Raw genomic sequence first — 20,758 nt, forward strand, 5'->3', positions numbered from 1 at the left:
GATAACTCAGTGTTTCCGTATCGATGTGTTTTACGTCCCTAGTGGCTTGATGCGATTTACGACTTTTCCGCATCTGAATGGAATCAGCTCTCATCTGGATTTGTATTGGAATTGGTAGAGCTCGTGGGACCTTTTATTGACTTATATATAGTAGGATCCCAATGACAGATTCTGTAATTCAGTTCAGCGATCTAGCGCTTAACGACTCTATCCTTTCAGCTCTTGACGGTATGGGTTTTGTTTCACCAACTCCAATTCAGGCTGCTGCTATCCCGCACCTATTGGATGGTAAAGACGCACTAGGTAAAGCACAGACTGGTACTGGTAAAACTGCAGCTTTCTCTCTACCTCTTCTTAACAAGCTAGACCTTGCACAACGTAAGCCTCAAGCAATCGTTCTTGCACCAACTCGCGAACTAGCGATTCAGGTTGCAGCAGAAGTTAAGAACCTAGGTAAAAACATCTCTGGTCTTAAAGTTCTAGAAATCTACGGCGGCGCATCAATCGTTGACCAAATGCGTGCACTTAAAAACGGTGCTCACATTGTTGTAGGTACTCCTGGTCGTGTTCAAGACCTAATCAACCGTGACCGTCTGCACCTAGACGAAGTTCATACATTCGTTCTTGATGAAGCTGACGAAATGTTGAACATGGGTTTCGTTGATGACGTAACAGAAATCATGGAGCACGCTCCTTCATCTGCACAACGTGTACTATTCTCTGCAACTATGCCTCCAATGCTTAAAAACATTGTTGAGCGCTTCCTACGCGATCCAGAAACGATCGACGTTGCAGGTAAAAACCACACTGTAGACAAAGTAGAGCAGCAATTCTGGGTTGTTAAAGGTGTTGAAAAAGACGAAGCAATGTCTCGTCTTCTAGAAACTGAAGAGACTGACGCGTCAATCGTATTCGTACGTACACGTCAAGACACTGAACGTCTAGCTGATTGGCTATGTGCACGTGGCTTCAAAGCATCTGCACTACACGGTGACATTCCTCAGTCTCTACGTGAGCGTACTGTTGATCACATCAAACAAGGTGTTATCGACATTCTAGTTGCAACTGACGTTGTAGCTCGTGGTCTTGACGTTCCACGTATCACACACGTATTCAACTACGACATCCCATTCGATGTTGAGTCTTACATCCACCGTATCGGTCGTACTGGCCGTGCTGGACGTAAAGGTAAAGCGATCCTTCTAGTTCGCACTAACCAACTACGTATGCTTCGCACTATTGAGCGTGTAACTAAGTCATCAATGGAAGAGATCCAACTTCCACACCGTGACAAAGTTGCAGAGGCTCGCGTTGCACAACTTGGTGCAGAGCTTGAAGCAGATAAAGAACACAAAGCACTAGAGAAATTCTCTGAGCTAGTTGAAAAACTACAAGAGTCTCTAGAGCTAGACGCAGCGACACTAGCAGCAATCCTGCTTAAGCGTCAGCAAGGTAAGCGCCCACTATTCTACATTGGCGAAGACCCAATGATTGAAGCAATTGAGCGTGATAAGCAACGTCGTAAAGAGCGTCGTGAGAACGGCCGTGACGGTGGTGCTCGCCGCGAATTCAACACTCAAGACTGGGATACTTACCAACTTCAAGTGGGTCGTGAGCAAGGCGTTCAAGTTAAAGATATCGTTGGTGCACTTGCAAACGAACTAGGCCTAACAAAAGGTTCTATCGGTGCAATCAAACTAGCACAAGGCGAAACTTACGTTCAGCTTCCAAAAGCGATGTCTTCTGAAACTGCAGGCAAACTACAGAAACTACGTATCCGTCAGAAACAAGTTGATGCGGTAGTGTGTGACTTCACTGATTTCCGTGAACCACGCCGTGGTGGTGGTCGTGATGGCGGCCGTGGTCGTCGTGACGGTAACGGTGGTGGTTACCGTGGCAACCGTGAAGGCGGTCGCGATGGTAACCGTGGCGGCTACCGTGGTAACCGTGATGGCAACCGTGACGGTGGATACCGTGGTAACCGTGAAGGCGGTCGTGATGGAAACCGTGAAGGTGGCCGTCGTGATGGCGAGCGTCGCTTCGACCGTAACCGTGGTGGCGATCACCGTGGTAACTACCGTGGCGAACGTGGCCATGGTCGTGGTAACCGCAGCGAAGGTTAATCACCTAGCTTAAAAGTAAAAAGGATACGCATTGCGTATCCTTTTTTCGTTTCTAGAGAGAATGAAACCTAGCGGTTCAGCTAAAGATATATTTATCCATCATCGACACCATGCGGCCAATTTCTGGCTTGGTGATCGTGTCATTTGCTCCTAAGGCCAGCGCTTTAGCCCTGTTGTCTTCACTCATCAAAGAAGAAAACATCACAATCGGCATATCAGCATAAGCTTCACTGTCACGTAAGCGCTTCACTAAGTGCATACCATCCATACGAGGCATTTCAACATCAGTCACTACCCCATCTATCAGTTCACTAACTGGAAGGTTCTCTTCCTTAGCCACTTCAATCAGATTCATCAGTTTCTCATGCGCTTCCCCGCCATCTTTACAAGCAATAATGTTATAGCCCGCAGAACTTAGTGTGTCTTGAATCATAGAACGAATAAACGCAGAGTCATCCACGACCATTACTGTTTTAGCATTGCGCTTGGCAACCATACGCTGATTTAAATCCACGCTTCGGTCGAGCTTAACGTCATACTTCTCCATACTCAGTTCTGGGTTGATATCAGCGATAATTTTCTCAAAGTCTAAGATCATGATTAGATTGCCATCTTTGCGCACCACGGCCACGACACAATCTTGCTCACCCGCCTCTAAAAACTGGCTAGGCGACTCAACATCATTCCAAGAAATTCTGTGTATACGACTAATGGAATCAATCAAAAAGCCATTGGTCATATTATTAAAGTCAGTGACAATAACAAACTTACGATCAAGTTCACTACTGGTCGGAACGCCTAACCACCCCGCGAGATCGACTAACGGAGTCAATACGTCACGAGACGAAAACACACCAATCATATGCGGCTGAGCATTGGGGTAATCCGTTGTTTCAGGAACTTGAATCACTTCTCGAACTTTCGCAACATTGATCCCGTAGTAACAGGTCTTTTTGCTACCATCCGGCATTTCTTTGACTAGGTGAAACTCAATGATCTCTAGCTCATTCGTACCGCTTTCCGTCAGTATCGTACTGCTTGATACACTCATATTTTTAGGCCTACGCTCAATTTTTAAGGGCTATTGACTTTTTTATCGACTATTGAGTTATTTGTAAATTTCATTTGAAATCATTAGCAAATATTGTGAGTTACTCAACACCCCATTGACCTAATCAATACGCTTCCAATGATTCGGAGCCGTCAAACCCCACTGTTCCATCATCGTTTGTGAATATATAGCACTACCCTTGTTCTCGATCTGAATCGGCAAACTACTGGCCGACTCTCCATTTGCAATTCTGTTGACTAACCCTGCTGCCATTTCACCTTGGCTGTAACCATAGAGTACGATACCACCTGCCGCTTTACCTGTACCCACAGCGAAATCCCAGAAAGCAAAGATAGGCAAAGGCGTATGCTCACTTGTCCAGGTGATCACTTGATTAGCAGGGACATTTTCGCCAGATTCATCAACGAGTGTGTGATACAACCCAACAATAATTACACTTAGCCCTTCATCCCTTGCGTTTAGCACACTGTTCTGCCATTGCTGATTTGTGCTAATCGCTAAGATCTCAACGTCAATGCCCAAATTATCTCTTATTAAGCCATATTGCTTCTCTATATACTCTTTCGCGATCCGAGAAGTGGCACCAGAGTCAAACATCACTCGAACCTTAAATGACTCACCAGAAAACATACTTCTTAATTCACCTAGTGACTTAACAAATAATGGTCGTTCTAAAACTCCGGTTATTTTGGCTTTCCCTTGATACTGACGAAGAACCTGCCTTGGATTTGAATTAATACCCAAAAAGACGATTGATATGTCTTCATCATAAAGCTTTGGCAGCATATAAGTTAATGCATTGTCGTCACCTAAGATGACAATATCTGGTTTCAGCTGTCGATACCTTTCTAACGCCTCATTCGCTTTACGGTCATACTCAGATTTAGGTAAACGCTTAGTATCCATTTGGAAAGAGTCTAATGTCACAGAGGGAAGGAGGCCCTCCTCTAGTCCACGCACGTAGCTCGAATCCCATGGGTATTCAGAATGGTAACTTTCTATCAGTAGTACTTTTGTCGCATACGCGTTTGTCACGACAGCCATTAACAAAATAATCAGTAAGCGCATAACTACCTCCTACTCACTCTCTGTTAAGTGTAGTTGCGCTCTATGTTATCTGCTGATAGATACCCCCGATTATTGAGTGACCTACTATACTCAAAAATAAACTATTGAATGAATGGTATGAGTCGAACTAAACAAATAGAAGAAAGCCAGAATAATCCCTTCTATAGCCGAATCGGCCAACGAATCATTTTAATTATGGTTCTACTCAGTAGTGTCATCACGCTTTTCACCACGTTATTACAACTTTCATGGGACTATAAAAAAGAGTTCAATACGGTGAAACAACGCCAAATTGAAATACGCGATATTCACTCACCATTAATCGCTACTTCCCTTTGGGATTTTGACTTGATAGTGCTCCAGCAAGAAATTGATGGACTGGTAAACCTGCCGAGAATTGATTACTTAAAAATCACAAGTGGTGAATACTCGTTCCAAGCAGGTAAGGAAGTACTTACAGACCCAATCACCAAGCAATACCCTCTTATCTACCAATATCCAAATACCACTCGCTTTGAAGAGATCGGACAGATCTACATTCAATCTGACGCGCAAGAAATCTATAGCTATCTAATATGGCAAGCGATATCGACATTAGGCTTAAATGCAGTGAAGACATTCTTGGTATGCTTTCTCGTGCTGATGGTATTTCACAAAAGCATCAATCGGCGTATCTTTTCTGTCGCTCAATACCTTCGTAAATACAATCCGCGCCACCCAGCCAAGCCCCTAAAACTTGAGCACTTAAAATGGATTACGGAAAAAGAAGATGAGCTAGATTGGCTAGCCAACGAAACCAATAAGATTACTGATAACGTTACTAAGCTGTATGGGAATATAAAACAGGAACAAGAGCGGCTGAGTGAGTTTGCGCATATTTCGTCGGACTGGTTATGGGAAACCAATGCCCAAGGTCAGCTCGTATATTGCTCTGATAGCATGCGAAATGCCTTAATGATCCCTCCCGAAAGTAAACCTAGATTAGACGAAATCCCCACTCTGTCTTCATGCTATACGCTGCGAAATCGACTTAATAACCATTACAACATTTCGATGTGCGAAGAGAGTATCACGCTTAATCAGAAGCTCGTTTACCTATTGTTTAAAGCTAAAGCTCGCTTTGAAGAAGGGGAGTTCATCGGATTTCGTGGCACTGCTATTAACATTACTGAGCTTAAGCTCACTCAAGTAGAGATCGAAAAACTAAATCAAAACCTCGAGAAAACAGTCGCTAAACGTACTCAAGATTTAGAACAAAGCATGCTTCAGCTTCGACAAACTCAAGAACATCTTGTTGAGTCTGAAAAGCTTGCAGCATTGGGTGGGCTCGTGGCTGGAGTCGCCCATGAGGTCAATACGCCTCTAGGCATCGCGGTGACAGCCACTTCAGTTATACAAGATGTAACGAATGAAGCGAATCAAGCCTTTAATAACCAATCATTGACTACTGAACAATTTCAATCCCTCATGCAACGAATGACAGAGAGCTCTTCAATGCTTGAACATAACCTTAATCGCGCTGCCAAGTTAATACGCGACTTTAAGCAGACTGCGGTTGATCAAGTGTCTGAAAGCCGAAGTCAATTCAGTATTTATCAAGTGCTAGAGGCTCTGATTGCGAGCTTACATCCAGAGACTAGAAAAATTCCCGTTACGCCTGTCTTAGAGGGTGATCGAACCATAATGATGAATAGTTTGCCAGGTGTCCTGACTCAAGTGATTTCAAATTTGATTATGAACAGTGTTAATCACGCATTTGAAGAATCGCAGCAAGCAGAAATCACTATCCAATTTCGTGCGGAAGAACAAAGCATAGTGGTGGAATATCAAGATAATGGCACAGGTATCGAGGAGGCCTCTCATCAAAAGATTTTTGAGCCTTTCTATACGACGAAGCGAGGAAAAGGTGGCTCTGGCCTTGGATTGAACCTCGTATTTAACCTTGTTAAACAAAAACTTAAAGGTGAACTAGCATTTGATTCAGAGCTAGGAAAAGGGGTCCACTTTCAATTGTTCTTACCTCGTGAGTTACCACAGGCGCTACCAGATCAATCGGGTAGTGATTGACGTATCTCGATGAATTCATCCCAGTGTTGGATTAGAAGTTCCACCAGCTTGGGTTCGAAATGGAACCCTTTTTGCTTGATGAGTTCCTGTTTAATTTGATCATCACTCCAAGGTTCCTTATAGCTTCGCTTCGAACCAAGTGCGTCAAACACATCAGCTAACGCTGCAATTCTTCCACTCGTTGGAATTTGCTCTCCCCTTAAGCCGTTCGGGTAACCAGTCCCATCCCACTTTTCGTGGTGATATGCTGCGATCTCTTTCGCCTTAACAATTAAACAGCGTTTGGAGCGATCAAGTATTTCGACCCCGTAATCGACATGTTTCTTCATAATTTCCCATTCACTTGCGTCAAGCTTACCAGGCTTATGCAGAATTGAATCAGGAACCGCGACCTTACCTACGTCATGTAAAGGCGCTGCGTGCTTGAGCATCACCGCTTCTTCTGGACTCAATCCATACAATAACGCAAGTTTCTCGCAGAACATGGATACGCGCTGTACGTGCGCACCAGTTTCTCGACTACGTGCTTCGACAGCATTGGCTAGGCTATAAACCAACTCTTTCGATGTTTCTCTGATATCAAGCAGTAGATTCAGATTCTCAAACGTTAGCCCGATATTTTGCATATAGATTTCAAGCAACTGAATATCTAATTCGGATAACACTTGATGAAAATTCACGTACAACAAACTATCAACGCCTTGCTCATCACTGGCATATAAAACGAAGGCATCCCCAAAATGCTGCGAGTAGCGATCTTCGAGCACTTTTTTACATCGCATCGCCACATCATCGGGTAATTTTTCAAACGCACACTCGCTATAGCAATCGACATATTCCCCTGTTGCAGCAAGAGTAAGCGCACGCGAAGCTTCACCTTCAGGCCGAGGTCTGACAACACCATAGAAGGCTGATTTTTCTAATTTGAGTAATGAGGTCAATTGTTCAAGCACCGATGACGCATAGGCTTGAAGCGTTGTGGTATTTTGCACTTTAGCAGAAGATTCAATGACCTTTTTCAACCCAGTTTTTTGTGCGGCGATCAAACACAAATCTCGGTAAGCTCTCAGCATCGAATAAAGTAGTGTTTTTAATTTCTGAGTCGTGAGTTCTGTCTTCTCTTTATAATCATCAATTTCATACTCTCGAATGACGACATCTTCCGGCGCTTGACCAGCCTGCCCGGTACGCAGAACGACTCGAATTAAATGATCTTGAGCATCATCTCTCAGGTACTGCACCAGCTCCAAACCTGCATGTTCGCTTTCCATAACCACATCGACGAGTGCCAATGCGATATCCGAATGCTGATGGTAAACCTGTTTGGCTTCTTGGGCGGAATAGGCAGAGATAAGTTGTAACGGCCGGCCATCAAACAGAAAGCCAGATAGTGCTAGACGAGTAATTTGATGTACCTGTTCATCATCATCTACAAGTAGCACAACCCAAGGAGCCACTGGCTTTCTCGGTTCATTTAGAGCGGTAGTAAGATCATCTTGTTGTCGATGATCCGCGAACAATTCCATATAGTCGCCCAACCATATACGATGACTCATCCTTTAGTTTTAGCACAGAAATGAACATTTAGAGTGACGGCGAAAACACAACTTGGTTGCGACCACCCTCTTTGCCGCTATACAACGCATTGTCCGCAGCACTAAAGTGATTACTATCCATCTCTAGATCCCGGCGCATTACTGGCCCAACGGCGCCTATCGTAACAGAACTTTTTACATCTCCTGCTAATGTTGAAATCGGAGTATCAGCGACAGCTTGACGTATATGCTCCAGTATCTGTTCACAATCTGGTTGATAAGGGATAAGACAAGCAAATTCTTCACCGCCCCAACGAATAGCAACACTGCCGTCAGGCAAGTTATGCTGGATGCGGCTTGCCACCTCAACTAAGACCTCATCACCAACATCATGCCCATGCTGGTCGTTAACTTGCTTAAACTTATCCAAATCCATAAGTGCAAATACAAAGCCTGACTGTGGGTCTTCCTCATCCGCTTCTTTAAGCCACTTTTCATAGCAGCGACGATTCTTTAGTCTGGTTAGAGGGTCAGTGTTTGAAATCGTTTCCAGTTCCCGGTTATCTCGAGTCACTCGGCGAACTAACACAATCAAGACTAACGCGCACAGTACCCCCATCACAATGAGCGTTCTATTACGCAGCTTTTGCTTTTCTAGCGTCAGTTGAGCAAGTTGGTTTTGCGTATTCAGAAGGTCACGCTCTTGCATCAATTGTTGATTTGAAAACTGTTGCTCAACCAATAGCAGCTCGCTTTGTCGCCTGTCGAACAAAAGCTGCTTGTCTTTCTGATAATAGAGCTGAAACATTTGCAGCGCTTGATCAGGCAGTCCATATGATTCATAAGCCTGCGCCAAAAATCGATATGTGCGAATCAACCAAGAACGACTACCAATCTGTTCAAAGTAGTTTAAAGCGGCGCTGGCACTGGTCAGGACTTCCTCGTAGCGATCCATTTCAAATAATGTTTGAGCTTTGGTCAGGTAGCACTGTCCAAGCTGTAGCGGGTAGCGAGAAGACTCTGGATGAGTAAGGCATTTTTGGACCGTCGCCAATGCAGCGGGAAAGTTTTCTTCAACCATTTGAACATCCGCCAAAGCCTTCAAAGCAACCACTTGTTGTCGTGAGGTCGAAACCTCATCGAGATACTGTTCAAGCTGCTGATATTCAAGCCTAGCAAGTTCTGCTTGCCCGAGTCGATAATAGATATAGGTGCGATTAGCGTGCAAAATGAGCGGCACCCCATTCTCGACTAACTCACTCGACTGATAAGCGTTTAGCGAAAGGCTGAAAAATTCGAGTGCACTTTGCCACTCTTCTAAGTGGATATACACTAGCCCCATATTGGATAAAAGCTTGCTGTTATATATGTGCTGAGGGTATTTTTGACCAAGTAAGATCCCTTGATGGAAATAGCGCTGGGCACTGATGAAGTCATTGCGAATGTTGTACAACGCGCCTGCGGTGTTATAGGCTTTCACCAAAAGATCTTCATAACCAATCCTTTCAGCTAGGGCGATCGCTGTTTCCACAGCCGTAATACCTCGGTTTGTTTCCCCCTTTTTCGCAAACTCGATGGCTTGCTCGACCAGAGCACTGGCTTCTAACCAGACCAAATCATTCTGATGAGCTAATTTAAGAAGCTGCTGCGTGTACTCTCCGACTTTTTGATTGTTTTCTGAATGAAGAGCAATGTTCACCATCACCATATAGCGATATGCAGTTTCGATTGGGAGCTCATCTCTTTGCATCTGCTCTTGAAGTTGCGCAATACGTTGACGGGATTCGTGAGGCTCACTTCTTGACAGTGTGCGAAGTACTAACAGCTCTTGCCTGTACGAAGTTTTGCCAACTTCAGCATCAGGGTTAAATACCTGTTCAGTGTCTGGTGAATTGCCTTCAACCAATACTGGTTCAAAAGGACGAAATAAAAATACCGCTACAAAGAGTAGCGGTAACAGGCTGATTATTATCGGTTTGATGATTCTTGATAGGCTCAACTTCACGAGTACCCAAAGATGGAAACCGTGCAATTTTAATTCAGAGCCAGCACCTTATCAATACAATGTACGGATAGATTAAAAGATTCAGATTATTTCAGTGTCAAAACCGTTGAACGCTCAACTAATGTTGGCTCAAGTTGCACCACTTGTGCATCCGTAGAACGACCTTCAACTTTATTTAGAAGTGCTTCTACCGCTGCTTTACCAAGGCGATATTTAGGCTGATGAACAGTGGTTAAAGAAGGGGTCATAAACTTGGCAATATGAATATCATCATAGCCAATAATAGATAGCTCCTGAGGGATCTTGATGCCTTTCTCATGTGCGGCATTGATTACTCCCATTGCCATCATATCATTACAGACAAAGATAGCGCTTGGAAGCTTCCCTTTCGCATAGATACGATTGAATGCCTCATAGCCCCCTTCACATTCGAAGTCAGACTCTACAATCCAATTCGGGTTGAAAGAGAGCTCTGCTTCATTTAGCGCTCGCTTATAACCTTCATAGCGCATCTGAGCTTGGTGCTTTACAAGTGGACCAGTGATACAACCGATATCTTTGTGCCCGCAGCTAATAAGGTGCTTAGCGGCAAGGTAGCCTCCACGCAGAGAGTTGTCTTGAATCTTGTCGCTAGTAAATAGCATGGGTCCCCAGTCCATAACAACCACGGGAATGTCAGGGTATTGGGCAAAGACGTCAATGCGCTCACCTTCAAGTGATGAACACATAAGAATCAGGCCATCGACACGCTTTTGAAGTAGCGTATCAATCGACCCTCGCATGCGCTCATTATCACCTTCAGTATTACATAGAATAAGGTTATAACCTTGGTGATAACAGCTACGCTCAACCCCTTTAACCACCTCACCAAAGAATGGGTTGGTTGAGGTCGTAACAAGCATACCAATCGTCTTAGTTCGATTGACTTTAAGGCTACGTGCAAGTGCTGAAGGGCGATAGTTTAGCTCTTGAGCTGCCTTATTAACTCGCTCTGAGATTTCTTCACTGACGTAGCGAGATTTGTTAATGACATGGCTAACCGTTGAAGTTGATACTCCGGCTCGTTTCGCAATATCCTTCATTGTTGCCATGTCATTCTCTCCGTGATGTGGGGCGTTAATTTCTTTGTGCTAAAAATGCATCCACTTCATCACGTGTCGGAATGGAGGTTTGAGCTCCGAATCGAGTCACAGAGATTGCTGCAGCCGCATGTGCAAACTTAATCGCTGATTCTAAAGGCAAATCTTCTAATAGACCAGTGACCAATGCCCCATTAAATGTATCGCCTGCTGCCGTGGTGTCTGTAGCGTCAACTTTAAAACCAGGAATCAACTCTCCGCGACCATTTTGGCTAAGCCATACCCCTTTTGCACCCAAAGTAATCATCACAATCTCGATACCTTTGCGGTGTAAAGCATTCGCCGCCTCTTGAGCACTGTCATTATCGGTAACGGTTACACCGGTTAATACTTCAGCTTCAGTTTCATTGGGGGTAATCACATCCACACACGCAAGCAAAGAGTCCGGCAATTCGCGGGCTGGCGCTGGGTTTAATATCACATTCGTCTTAGCATCTTTTGCCACTTGGGCTGCTTTCTCAATGCCACACATTGGTGTCTCTAATTGCATTAATAAATACTTGGCTTGACGAATATTCTCAAGGTCCGACTCAATAGATTCAGCAGTGAGTTTGGCATTCGCTTCAGCGGAGATGCAAATACTGTTTTCGCCACTCTCAGATACTTGAATCATCGCGATACCAGTCGGGCAGTTTGGCTGCATTTTTACACCCGTGATATTGATGTTATCCATCTTGAAGTTTTCACGAATATTAATACCAAAAGCATCATCACCGACACATGCAATAAAACCGGTATCTGCTTTCAAGCGAGCCGCTGCAACCGCTTGGTTCGCCCCTTTACCGCCAGGAATAACTTGATAGTTTTGACCATGCAACGTCTCGCCAGGGCGAGGAAAAGAAGGCACTTGAAGAACATGGTCAGCGTTGACACTACCTAAAACCACTAACTTATTCATACGCTTATCCTCGGTTCTTTATGAACCTTTTATACAATTTGAACAGGAATAATAAGTTTGCACTCTCTGAGAGTTTATTAGTAAGAGCGCAAGCTTATTTGCCCTCCCTCCCATACGACAGATAAAAATGGGAGAGAAGGCAGAATTGTTATTTAGTAATCACTTTCAGCGGTACAGGGATGTACTGCTCAACAGTAGTGCCTTTAAGTACTTGGTCAGCTGTTTCGATACCTAGTGCACCGATTAGGTCTGGCTGTTGTGCAATCGTTGCTGATAGCTTGCCACGGTTTACTGCTGCAATGCCGTCATCTGTGCCATCGAAGCCAACGATCATCACGTCTTTACCCGACGCTTGAACAGCACGCAGTGCACCTAATGCCATTTCGTCATTTTGCGCAAATACCGCTTGTACGTCAGGGTTCGCCGCTAGTAGGTTTTCCATTACGTTTAAACCTTTCGTACGGTCGAAGTCAGCAGGTTGGCTAGCCAATACATCCATCTCACTGCCTTTAACAGCGTTCATGAAGCCTTCACCACGTTCACGAGCCGCAGATGTACCCGCAATACCTTCAAGCTGAATAACCTTCGCCTTCATACCTACTTTTTCAACAATGTAGTTACCCGCCATTTCGCCGCCAACTACGTTGTCAGAAGCGATGTGACTCACTACTTCACCACGACTTGCACCACGGTCTAGCGTCAGTACAGGGATATTCGAACGGTTAGCCATACGAATTGCATTCGAAACCGCATCAGAATCTGTTGGGTTAATCAAAATTGCTTTTACGCCACGAATAGTAAGGTCTTCAATATTCGATAGTTCTTTACTTGGATCGTTCTGAGAATCTAGAACGATCAGGTCATATCCAAGTTCTTTCGCTTTTGCTTCCGCACCATCTTTCATTGTCACAAAAAATGGGTTGTTCAGTGTCGACAGTACAATCGCCATCGTGTCTTGTGCCTGTGCTGAAACAGAAACGGTAGACGAAAGAAGTGCAGCTGAAATAAGAGTTGCGAGTTTTTTCATGGTGTTAGTCCTTTGTGTAGGGCGAGTCAAGTCGTTGCCTGACCCTATTAGTTATGAATTACTTGTTTTTGTTATCTACCAGTACCGCAAGAAGGATTACCACTGCTTTTGCGATCATTTGATAGTAAGAGGAAACGTCGAGTAGGTTCAGAGCGTTATTCAGGAAGCCGATAATCAAAGCACCAATCAATGTGCCCATGATGCGGCCTTTACCACCCATTAAGCTGGTACCGCCCAGCACGACTGCCGCGATTGCGTCTAGCTCATAACCCATACCGGCTGTTGGCTGAGCAGAAGAAAGTCGAGAAGTAACGATGATGCCTGCTAGTGCTGCAAGTAAACCACAGATTGCGTAAACACCAATCTTCACTCGGTCAACATTGATACCCGACAGACGAGTCGCTGATTCATTGCCACCTAAAGCATAAACATAACGACCAAAGCGTGTGTGGTTAAGCACGTACCATACAGAAGCAAATACCACCACCATTAACCATACAGGTACTGGAATACCCAGTGCGTAGCCTGTACCAAACCATGCGAACGCATCAGCGGTGTCAGTAAAACCAGTAGAAATTGGTCGGCCATCGGTGTAAACCATGGTGACACCACGTAATAACGTCATGGTAACCAGCGTTGCGATGAAGGCTTGAACTTTGCCTTTCGCGATAATAATGCCACTAATCGCACCCAATGCTGCACCAGCAAACAGTGCGGTAGGGATAGCGATCAGCACAGGTACTTCCATCGCAATTAAGCTAGCGGCAAACGCGCCACATAATGCGAGGACTGAGCCGACACTTAAGTCAATGCCCGCTGTTAAGATAACCAACGTCATACCCACTGCGATAATCGCATTCACCGAGGTTTGACGAAGAATGTTTAAGATGTTGTCGACAGTGAAAAAGTTTGGATTCAAAAATGACACGACGACGATTAAAAACAGTAACGCGATCAGCGATTTTTGCTCGATCAGCCACTCTTTGCTAAACAACTTTTTAGCGTGTGAATTGGTTGGTTTGCTCATGGTATTGGTACTCATGCTGCTTCCTCATTAATCTTTTTGCCCACGGCACAGGCGAGTAATTTTTCTTGATCGGCGTCTTTTGCATCAAACTCGCCACTAATACGACCTTCATGCATCACAAGAATGCGGTCACTCATGCCCAACACTTCTGGCATCTCAGATGAGACTAAAATGATGCTCATACCGTCGGCTTTAAATTTGTTGATCAGTTGGTAGATCTCTTTCTTCGCCCCAACATCGACACCACGAGTTGGCTCATCAAGGATCAGGACTTTAGGTTTCGTCATTAAGCCTTTCGCAATCGCGACTTTCTGCTGGTTACCACCTGATAAATTACCAATAATTTGATCGCGGGTTGGCGTCTTGATGTTGAACAATTTGATGAAGTCTTCAACGGCTATAACCTCTTCACCATGTAGGATTCGTCCACCTTTAGTGAGTTTGTCTAAAGCGCATAAAGACATATTTTCTTTCACTGACAACCCCAACACCAAGCCATCCCCTTTACGGTCTTCAGAGATGTAAGCGATGCCATTCGCCAAACCATCTTGAGGGCTCACTGGGTTTATGGTTTTGTTATCTAGATTTATTACGCCACGCTCGCTTGGCAATGCGCCATAAATAACCTTCATCAGCTCAGTTCGTCCTGCACCCATCAAGCCCGAAATACCTAAGATTTCTCCTCGCTTGAGTGTGAAGCTAACATCATGAACACCTGAACCGGTTAACCCGACCACCTTTAAGCAATCTTCACCGTGGGTCACATCGATACGCGGATATTGCTCGTCTAGCTTGCGGCCCACCATCATCTCGATTAAGCCATCTTCATCGGTTTCTGCTACTTCGCACTGACCGATAAATTTGCCATCACGGAGCACAGTAATGTCATCACAGATTTCAAAGATTTCTTTTAAACGGTGAGAGATGTAAACAATGCCGCAGCCTTGCTCACGAAGCTCATTGATCACTTTAAACAGTGACTCCGTCTCCGTATCCGTCAGTGCATCCGTCGGTTCGTCCATAATGATGACTTTAGATTCGAATGAGAGTGCTTTGGCGATTTCAACCATTTGCTGCTCGCCTAAGCTCAGATCACCTAGTAGCGTTTTTGAGCTGTGTTTTACGTTGAGGCGAGCAAGTAACTTATCGGCCTCGTCATACATTTTGCCCCACTGAATTCCGCCAAATGCGCTGGTAAATTCACGTCCTAGGAAAATGTTTTCGGCGATGGTTAGCTCAGGGATCAAGTTAAGCTCTTGGTGAATAATGCTGATACCGGCTTGTTGAGAGTCTCTAGGCCCTTTGAATGCCGCTTGATCACCTTGATAGTGAATCGAACCTGCATCCATGGTGTATATACCCGTAAGCACTTTCATTAAGGTCGATTTTCCCGCACCGTTTTCTCCCATCAATGCCATTACACGGCCCGGGTAAACATTTAGGCTGGCCTTATCAAGTGCTTTCACACCCGGAAATGCCTTCTCAATCGAACTCAGCTGTAATATGGCTTGAGTCATAATTATTCCTTTCAGTTACGGGTTAAAAAACCACACCGGCTTGAAATATTACGTTCGCATAAGGAGTACACTCTCCAGTACGAACGACGGCACGACTGTCAGCTGTGCGAGCCTTAAATTCTTCGTGAGAAACATAAGTCACTGAGATCGATTTTCCAGTTGCTTCGCTTTCAGCGTTAACTTGCTGGATTAGCGCTTCGTGGTGCGCTGGGCTGACTGTCGCAAACTCTTCTGCGATCACAACACCTTCAATTTGGGATTCGCTCAGGATCACTTTGACTGTTTCCAGAAAGGAAGGAACACCATGAGTCAACGCTAAGTCAATACGCTGAACGTCGTCAGGAATAGGCAGGCCAGCATCACAAATAGTGATTTCATCGGTGTGGCCCAATGTCGCCACCAAGTAAGAAAGTTCAGAGTTTATTAGAGTACTTTTTTTCATTTCATCGACCTATCGAATACACGCTCAAGCTTTCGTGAGCCTTGTCGTTTTCATCGTTTTTCTTATTGAGAAAAAACTCATCGAAACGTTTCGATAACATCTTAGTCGTTCACCTAGAAAATACGAGACTACAATTTATAGAGTGTGAATTTGATCCTCTTTGATACTTCAAAAGAGCAAAACAAAGTGATTTAGCTCACCTATCGAAACGTTTCGATTGTCCGTTTTCAGCTAATTTTTATCTTATCTCTACCCACGAATTGATCTTTTTCGGTATAGTTGCGCCAGAAAAGATTAGGAACAGAATATGAATAAGATAACCATTACTTTCTTGGCTCTATTGGCACTTAGTGGCTGTAAAGAAGAAGTAGGCACACAAGCATGGTGTGATGACATGGCCGACAAACCAAAAAGTGAGTGGAATGCTCAAGGCGCTGTGGACTACGCGAAATACTGTGTACTACAAGATGCTGTCGGCAGTGAAGCTTGGTGTAATGACCTTGAAGAAACACCGAAAGGTGATTGGAGTGCCAACGACGCTGCAAGCTATACGAAACACTGTGTATTCTAAAAAGAAAAAGGTCTGACATTTAATCAGACCTTTTTACTCACCGATTATTTAGCTGATAACTACACACGTTCTTCTAATGAAATATTGTTGTTCGCCCACAACAGAGCTTGCAATCGATTCTTGGCATTGATCTTCTTAAAAATATTATGCAGATGTGTTTTTACTGTATTTTCACTGACAAACAGTTCATCAGCAATTTGAACATTGGATGCACCATGACCTAAAAGACGCATAATTTCTTTCTCTCTTTTAGTCAAATTCGCATACGCTTGAGAGGTCGTTACTGTGTTCGCACAACGGAAATGCTCAATGTAATCTTGTGCGACTTTACGCGACAACCACATCTCATCATTCATGATCTTGTCCATACCTTTAAGAAGCAATGAAACATCATCATCAATATAAAATACGCCAACCAGGTTGCGCCATTTGAACAACTGACTAGAAGGGGCTTCAGATGGGCAGTTAAATACAATCTCTTTGATTGTTGCTTTACTCTGTGTCTTAGCGTTGTTGTAATCATCAAACTTCGCATCATCTAAATAGTGATAGTCGATCAGAACAAGGTCATCGAGTTTACCACCACTGGACTCCATAACTCTCAATGCATCTGAAGAAACAATATTAACCTGTATGGGAAGGCCTTTTTCCAGAGAATCCTTGAGCAGTTTTGACTGCATGCTAACATCTGAAATAAGGGTAATTTGGTAAACATCATTGTTCGTCATGGCAAAAACCTCGGCACATCTAATCGATGACTTAAAACTATCGTTTAGACACAAATAGTCAACATGTTGTTTAACACCAAACCTCCAACATCGAAGAAAACATACAAATTAATCATGAGATTAAGTGCATTTTCTTAATTGTGAGAAAAATGTTAACTATGCCATTTTGTTACCCATGCGACTCGATGCTTGACTAAAAGTAGTAGCGCGAGAATCAAACTGCTGAACACGTTTAACCCACCTCCACTGCTCTCTCCTGAATTTGAAGAAACGTCTCTACTGATAGAGCCACTATCATTGTTAACCAAAGTTCTCGTGCTCCCAGAAGTAACAACGTATGTTTTGGGTTCTTCTTGGCCGTTGATGACTCTCGCAATCCAAGCTTGATAATCATATACATCCGTAAAAACTGAAGTCACATTGATAGTGGTGTCACCGCATGTTGCTGGCCCGAAGCTGGTAATACCAATTTGTATGTATTGGCTGCCATTGTACCAATAGATTGGTCCCCCAGAATCGCCATTACAGGTCGAGTTGCGATAGCCGCCTTGGATAGGCCCAGTAAAACATAGTTGGCTCGACGTTAGATCACTACCGTAGATAGATTGGCAAGTTTGGTTATTCACATACGTGAGAGAGGTGTCGAGTAACCGCGTCCCCCCCGCTACATTTCCCTCAATGTAACCATGTCCAACCGCCTTGTAATCATCATTTGCAGCGAATGTATCATTAACACTGGTATTGAGCAGCGAGGTGTAATCAGACACGGACAACGCCGTTTCAAGTTCAATGATTGCTATATCGTTTTTCCATAACGCATCTGATGAATCAACATAATTATCGGGGTAGTAGAAAGCTTTCGCTCTCGCTTGTTGGGAAGATAGAAAATGGCTCTCATCTTCAAGCTGAGGAGCAACAACCGTATAGAGCATCAGATTATCATCGCCATAGATGCAGTGAGCGGCTGTCAGTGCAAACCTTGGATTAATTATGGTTGCACCGCAATAAGAAGACGTGCTGTAAAGATTGTTCGAACGATAAAACAGACTGGCGAAAGAGGGGTAATGGGAAATGTTCGCGTTACTACCATTAACGATATAACGCTGAATTCCAACAGCTGAAGAAATTGAGGAGTAAAACAGTAACCAAACTAACCAATACAACTTAGGCATAGTATCAAATCCTTTGAAACCAACCTTTAGTTTAGTTTATTACTCCTCGTTGTGTAGAAGAATTCGCTCTAAGTAATTCTATTTAGACGCTCTTTTCCACCCTAAAAAGCCAAGTGCTGATAACAGAAACAATCCGATTGAACCACCACCACCGCCACCAGAACTAGGGTTAAGAGCTAAGTTACGTTGGCTGTCAGTTACTGTGACTTTTGGTGTTTCACTGCCATTTAAAACTGAGTTAATCCACGTTGTGTGGTGAGACACTTCCGTAAATATTGAGTTGGCTCTAACATTAAGATCCGTATCCCCACAGACCTGAGGACCAAAGCTGGTAATCCCCACCTGTTTCGAATTCCAATATAACGGACCACCTGAGTCACCCTGACAGGTCGCGTTTTCGTAAACAACCGTTGCTGCACCATTCATACATAAGTTTTCACTTGTATCTACCCCCTGATAAATACCGGCACAATCAGCATTCGTAACATATCTAAGAAGAGTTCTTTGAAGCTCATCCGTCGAGTCGACATTAGTCTCGGTATTCCCGCGTCCCACTGCATAGAAGTCTTGCACTGGGCTGGTCAGACGATAGTTCGGCTCATCCGCAGTCTCCGCTAGGTCTGCGTAGGAAGTAACTGCTGTAATCGGCTGAGCTAATTTCAAAATTGCAATATCATTGGCAAGCGTCGTATCGTTGTAATCACTTCGGTAATAGTATTCGCTAACCATCACTCGCTGTTGAACCGAGTTTGGAAAGTCATTTTCGTTTTGTAACTGAGGTACAACCGATGTAAATAATTGATAATTGTTATCGCCATAAATACAGTGCGCTGCGGTTAAAACATACTGAGATGACAATAATGTTCCACCACAATAAGGTCCACTACCGTACACACCGTCGTAATCAATACGATCATAAAAAAGACTGACAAAGTCCGGATAAGCAGACGCGCTTATGTCTGTACCATTCACAATATAAGGAGTGACCTCCGCACTAAGAGCATTAGGAGCCCAAAGCGTAGCAAGCAAAATAGGAATACTTCTCATAATTACTACCTTTTATAAAATCCATCTCATTGTACGTAAATCCACATACAAAAAAACCTCTCCTAAGAGAGGTTTTAGCACATAAACGAATGACTCGTCACATTTGATTAACCACGGTAGTATCGTTGAGGAACAAATGGCATTTTTTCTACAGTCATTGGTAACTTTTTCCCACGTACATCGGCAAATACTTCAGTGCCAACAGCCGTAAGATCTGATCGTACATAAGCCATTGAAACCGGCTTACCCGCACTTGGACCCGCTGTACCGCTAGTCACAACACCGATCTTGTTATCTTCTGCATCAAACAACTCAGCGCCTTCACGTACAGGAGCCTTCGTTTGGCCAACTAGGCCAACGCGCTTGCGTGAAACATCTTTGGTTTCGATTTGCTTAAGGATGATATCTGCACCAGGGAAACCACCTTCACGTTCGCCACCAATGCGACGAATTTTCTGAATACCCCAAAGTAGGCTCGCTTCAACAGGCGTTGTTGTCGTATCAAGGTCGTGACCATATAAGCACAGGCCACATTCAAGGCGTAGGGAATCACGTGCCCCAAGGCCAATCCACTCTACCTCTTCTTCAGCCGTCAGTTTTTGCGCAAGCTCTTCTGCGTGAGTGTTCGGTACAGAGATTTCGTAACCATCTTCACCAGTGTAACCACTGCGGCTAACAATACACTCAACACCTAGAATATTAAGCTTTTTCACATCCATGAAGACCATGTCCGCAACTTGAGCATTAAAACGCTTAAGTACGTCTACTGCTTTAGGACCTTGAAGTGCCAACAGTGCGCGGTCATCAATGATTTCTAGTTCCACACCTGAAGGTAGATGCGCTTCTAAATGGTTGATGTCTTGTTCTTTGCATGCAGCGTTAACCACCACAAACAAATGATCATCAAGGTTAGCCACCATTAGGTCATCCAAAATGCCGCCTTCATCATTAGTAAAGAAGGCATAGCGCTGGTTACCTTTAGGAAGGTCAATAATGTCTACAGGAACTAAAGATTCTAAAAACGCAGCTGCGCCTTCACCGTGTAGTCGAAGTTGACCCATATGCGACACATCAAAAAGACCCGCAGCGTCACGCGTATGCAAGTGCTCTTTCTTTACGCCTAGTTTGTATTGAACTGGCATATCGTAGCCAGCAAATGGAACCATCTTCGCGCCCGCTTCTACGTGTAGAGCATGCAGCGGTGTTTTCAGTAATTCTTGAGTCATCATTGTCTCCGTTTAGTCAGGTTCGTTTTCCATGCAGGAAACCTTGTTTCCAATAATAAACACGAGTGGAGAGATTTTGCACTATTAACAAGGT

General features: G+C 44.1%; 17 protein-coding genes. 3 read left to right on the forward strand and 14 right to left on the reverse strand.

All coding sequences use genetic code 11. From position 1 onward, the window contains the following. Positions 1 to 161 precede the first annotated feature (161 nt). A complete protein-coding gene (locus tag AAFX28_RS02555; protein ID WP_408685339.1) occupies positions 162 to 2,123 on the forward strand; it encodes a DEAD/DEAH box helicase in 1,962 nt (653 codons plus the stop codon). Positions 2,124 to 2,199: 76 nt separating this feature from the next. On the opposite strand, the gene AAFX28_RS02560 is transcribed toward AAFX28_RS02555, so the two are convergent. Both AAFX28_RS02560 and AAFX28_RS02565 read right to left on the reverse strand, forming a co-directional pair. Continuing rightward, a complete protein-coding gene (locus tag AAFX28_RS02560; protein ID WP_408685340.1) occupies positions 2,200 to 3,174 on the reverse strand; it encodes a chemotaxis protein in 975 nt (324 codons plus the stop codon). A 120-nt stretch (positions 3,175 to 3,294) separates the two neighbouring features. Then, positions 3,295 to 4,263, reverse strand: coding sequence for an ABC transporter substrate-binding protein (locus AAFX28_RS02565; protein ID WP_408685342.1), 969 nt, complete (start codon positions 4,261 to 4,263; stop codon positions 3,295 to 3,297). Positions 4,264 to 4,380: 117 nt separating this feature from the next. Between AAFX28_RS02565 and AAFX28_RS02570 the strand changes: the two genes are divergently transcribed. Continuing rightward, a complete protein-coding gene (locus tag AAFX28_RS02570) occupies positions 4,381 to 6,330 on the forward strand; it encodes an ATP-binding protein (protein ID WP_408685344.1) in 1,950 nt (649 codons plus the stop codon). Here the strand turns inward: AAFX28_RS02570 and AAFX28_RS02575 are convergent. The 8 genes from AAFX28_RS02575 to rbsD form a co-directional block, all read right to left on the reverse strand. Further along, the gene (locus AAFX28_RS02575; protein WP_408685346.1) at positions 6,312 to 7,856 is read right to left on the reverse strand and encodes a DUF3369 domain-containing protein; all 1,545 of its coding nucleotides are present in this window, start codon (positions 7,854 to 7,856) and stop codon (positions 6,312 to 6,314) included. The genes AAFX28_RS02570 and AAFX28_RS02575 overlap by 19 nt on opposite strands. A 58-nt stretch (positions 7,857 to 7,914) precedes the next feature. Further along, the gene (locus AAFX28_RS02580) at positions 7,915 to 9,864 is read right to left on the reverse strand and encodes a diguanylate cyclase domain-containing protein (RefSeq protein ID WP_408685348.1); all 1,950 of its coding nucleotides are present in this window, start codon (positions 9,862 to 9,864) and stop codon (positions 7,915 to 7,917) included. 92 nt (positions 9,865 to 9,956) lie between these two features. Beyond that, the gene (locus tag AAFX28_RS02585; RefSeq protein WP_408685350.1) at positions 9,957 to 10,961 is read right to left on the reverse strand and encodes a substrate-binding domain-containing protein; all 1,005 of its coding nucleotides are present in this window, start codon (positions 10,959 to 10,961) and stop codon (positions 9,957 to 9,959) included. A gap of 25 nt (positions 10,962 to 10,986) precedes the next feature. Next, positions 10,987 to 11,907: a ribokinase gene (gene rbsK / locus AAFX28_RS02590; RefSeq protein ID WP_408685352.1), complete on the reverse strand. Its 921-nt coding sequence runs from the start codon at positions 11,905 to 11,907 to the stop codon at positions 10,987 to 10,989. A gap of 148 nt (positions 11,908 to 12,055) precedes the next feature. Continuing rightward, a complete protein-coding gene (rbsB, locus tag AAFX28_RS02595) occupies positions 12,056 to 12,934 on the reverse strand; it encodes a ribose ABC transporter substrate-binding protein RbsB (RefSeq protein ID WP_408685354.1) in 879 nt (292 codons plus the stop codon). Between the two features lie 58 nt (positions 12,935 to 12,992). Next, entirely contained in the window at positions 12,993 to 13,976 is a 984-nt protein-coding gene (rbsC, locus tag AAFX28_RS02600) for a ribose ABC transporter permease (RefSeq protein ID WP_408685356.1), read from the reverse strand. Further along, positions 13,973 to 15,478: a ribose ABC transporter ATP-binding protein RbsA gene (rbsA, locus tag AAFX28_RS02605; protein ID WP_408685358.1), complete on the reverse strand. Its 1,506-nt coding sequence runs from the start codon at positions 15,476 to 15,478 to the stop codon at positions 13,973 to 13,975. Before rbsA ends, rbsC begins: the two co-directional genes overlap by 4 nt. A 22-nt stretch (positions 15,479 to 15,500) precedes the next feature. Then, on the reverse strand, positions 15,501 to 15,920 hold the full coding sequence (gene rbsD, locus AAFX28_RS02610) for a D-ribose pyranase (RefSeq protein ID WP_408685361.1): 420 nt from the start codon (positions 15,918 to 15,920) through the stop codon (positions 15,501 to 15,503). A 307-nt stretch (positions 15,921 to 16,227) separates the two neighbouring features. Between rbsD and AAFX28_RS02615 the strand changes: the two genes are divergently transcribed. Further along, complete coding sequence (locus tag AAFX28_RS02615) at positions 16,228 to 16,491, forward strand: DUF3012 domain-containing protein (RefSeq protein ID WP_408685363.1); 264 nt, start codon at positions 16,228 to 16,230, stop codon at positions 16,489 to 16,491. Between the two features lie 59 nt (positions 16,492 to 16,550). Here the strand turns inward: AAFX28_RS02615 and AAFX28_RS02620 are convergent, their stop codons facing one another. The 4 genes from AAFX28_RS02620 to gcvT all read right to left on the reverse strand — a co-directional run bounded on the left by AAFX28_RS02620 (position 16,551) and on the right by gcvT (position 20,664). Beyond that, positions 16,551 to 17,219: a LuxR C-terminal-related transcriptional regulator gene (locus tag AAFX28_RS02620; protein WP_408685365.1), complete on the reverse strand. Its 669-nt coding sequence runs from the start codon at positions 17,217 to 17,219 to the stop codon at positions 16,551 to 16,553. 152 nt (positions 17,220 to 17,371) lie between these two features. After that, positions 17,372 to 18,391, reverse strand: a complete 1,020-nt coding sequence (locus tag AAFX28_RS02625; RefSeq protein ID WP_408685366.1) for a S1 family peptidase — start codon at positions 18,389 to 18,391, stop codon at positions 17,372 to 17,374. A 78-nt stretch (positions 18,392 to 18,469) separates the two neighbouring features. Continuing rightward, entirely contained in the window at positions 18,470 to 19,438 is a 969-nt protein-coding gene (locus tag AAFX28_RS02630; RefSeq protein WP_408685368.1) for a S1 family peptidase, read from the reverse strand. 107 nt (positions 19,439 to 19,545) lie between these two features. Next, complete coding sequence (gene gcvT / locus AAFX28_RS02635; protein WP_408686804.1) at positions 19,546 to 20,664, reverse strand: glycine cleavage system aminomethyltransferase GcvT; 1,119 nt, start codon at positions 20,662 to 20,664, stop codon at positions 19,546 to 19,548. Positions 20,665 to 20,758: the final 94 nt, after the last annotated feature.

Source organism: Vibrio sp. TBV020, from assembly GCF_046056895.1.
In the GTDB taxonomy this organism is placed as follows: Bacteria; Pseudomonadota; Gammaproteobacteria; order Enterobacterales; family Vibrionaceae; genus Vibrio.

Excerpts from the sequence above, each read along its gene's own strand:
- AAFX28_RS02555 (WP_408685339.1), top strand. The coding sequence starts at position 162 with ATGACAGATTCTGTAATTCAGTTCAGCGATCTAGCGCTTAACGACTCT.
- AAFX28_RS02560 (WP_408685340.1), bottom strand. The coding sequence starts at position 3,174 with ATGAGTGTATCAAGCAGTACGATACTGACGGAAAGCGGTACGAATGAG.
- AAFX28_RS02565 (WP_408685342.1), bottom strand. The coding sequence starts at position 4,263 with ATGCGCTTACTGATTATTTTGTTAATGGCTGTCGTGACAAACGCGTAT.
- AAFX28_RS02570 (WP_408685344.1), top strand. The coding sequence starts at position 4,381 with ATGAGTCGAACTAAACAAATAGAAGAAAGCCAGAATAATCCCTTCTAT.
- AAFX28_RS02575 (WP_408685346.1), bottom strand. The coding sequence starts at position 7,856 with ATGGAATTGTTCGCGGATCATCGACAACAAGATGATCTTACTACCGCT.
- AAFX28_RS02585 (WP_408685350.1), bottom strand. The coding sequence starts at position 10,961 with ATGGCAACAATGAAGGATATTGCGAAACGAGCCGGAGTATCAACTTCA.
- rbsK (WP_408685352.1), bottom strand. The coding sequence starts at position 11,907 with ATGAATAAGTTAGTGGTTTTAGGTAGTGTCAACGCTGACCATGTTCTT.
- rbsB (WP_408685354.1), bottom strand. The coding sequence starts at position 12,934 with ATGAAAAAACTCGCAACTCTTATTTCAGCTGCACTTCTTTCGTCTACC.
- rbsC (WP_408685356.1), bottom strand. The coding sequence starts at position 13,976 with ATGAGTACCAATACCATGAGCAAACCAACCAATTCACACGCTAAAAAG.
- rbsA (WP_408685358.1), bottom strand. The coding sequence starts at position 15,478 with ATGACTCAAGCCATATTACAGCTGAGTTCGATTGAGAAGGCATTTCCG.
- rbsD (WP_408685361.1), bottom strand. The coding sequence starts at position 15,920 with ATGAAAAAAAGTACTCTAATAAACTCTGAACTTTCTTACTTGGTGGCG.
- AAFX28_RS02615 (WP_408685363.1), top strand. The coding sequence starts at position 16,228 with ATGAATAAGATAACCATTACTTTCTTGGCTCTATTGGCACTTAGTGGC.
- AAFX28_RS02620 (WP_408685365.1), bottom strand. The coding sequence starts at position 17,219 with ATGACGAACAATGATGTTTACCAAATTACCCTTATTTCAGATGTTAGC.
- AAFX28_RS02625 (WP_408685366.1), bottom strand. The coding sequence starts at position 18,391 with ATGCCTAAGTTGTATTGGTTAGTTTGGTTACTGTTTTACTCCTCAATT.
- AAFX28_RS02630 (WP_408685368.1), bottom strand. The coding sequence starts at position 19,438 with ATGAGAAGTATTCCTATTTTGCTTGCTACGCTTTGGGCTCCTAATGCT.
- gcvT (WP_408686804.1), bottom strand. The coding sequence starts at position 20,664 with ATGACTCAAGAATTACTGAAAACACCGCTGCATGCTCTACACGTAGAA.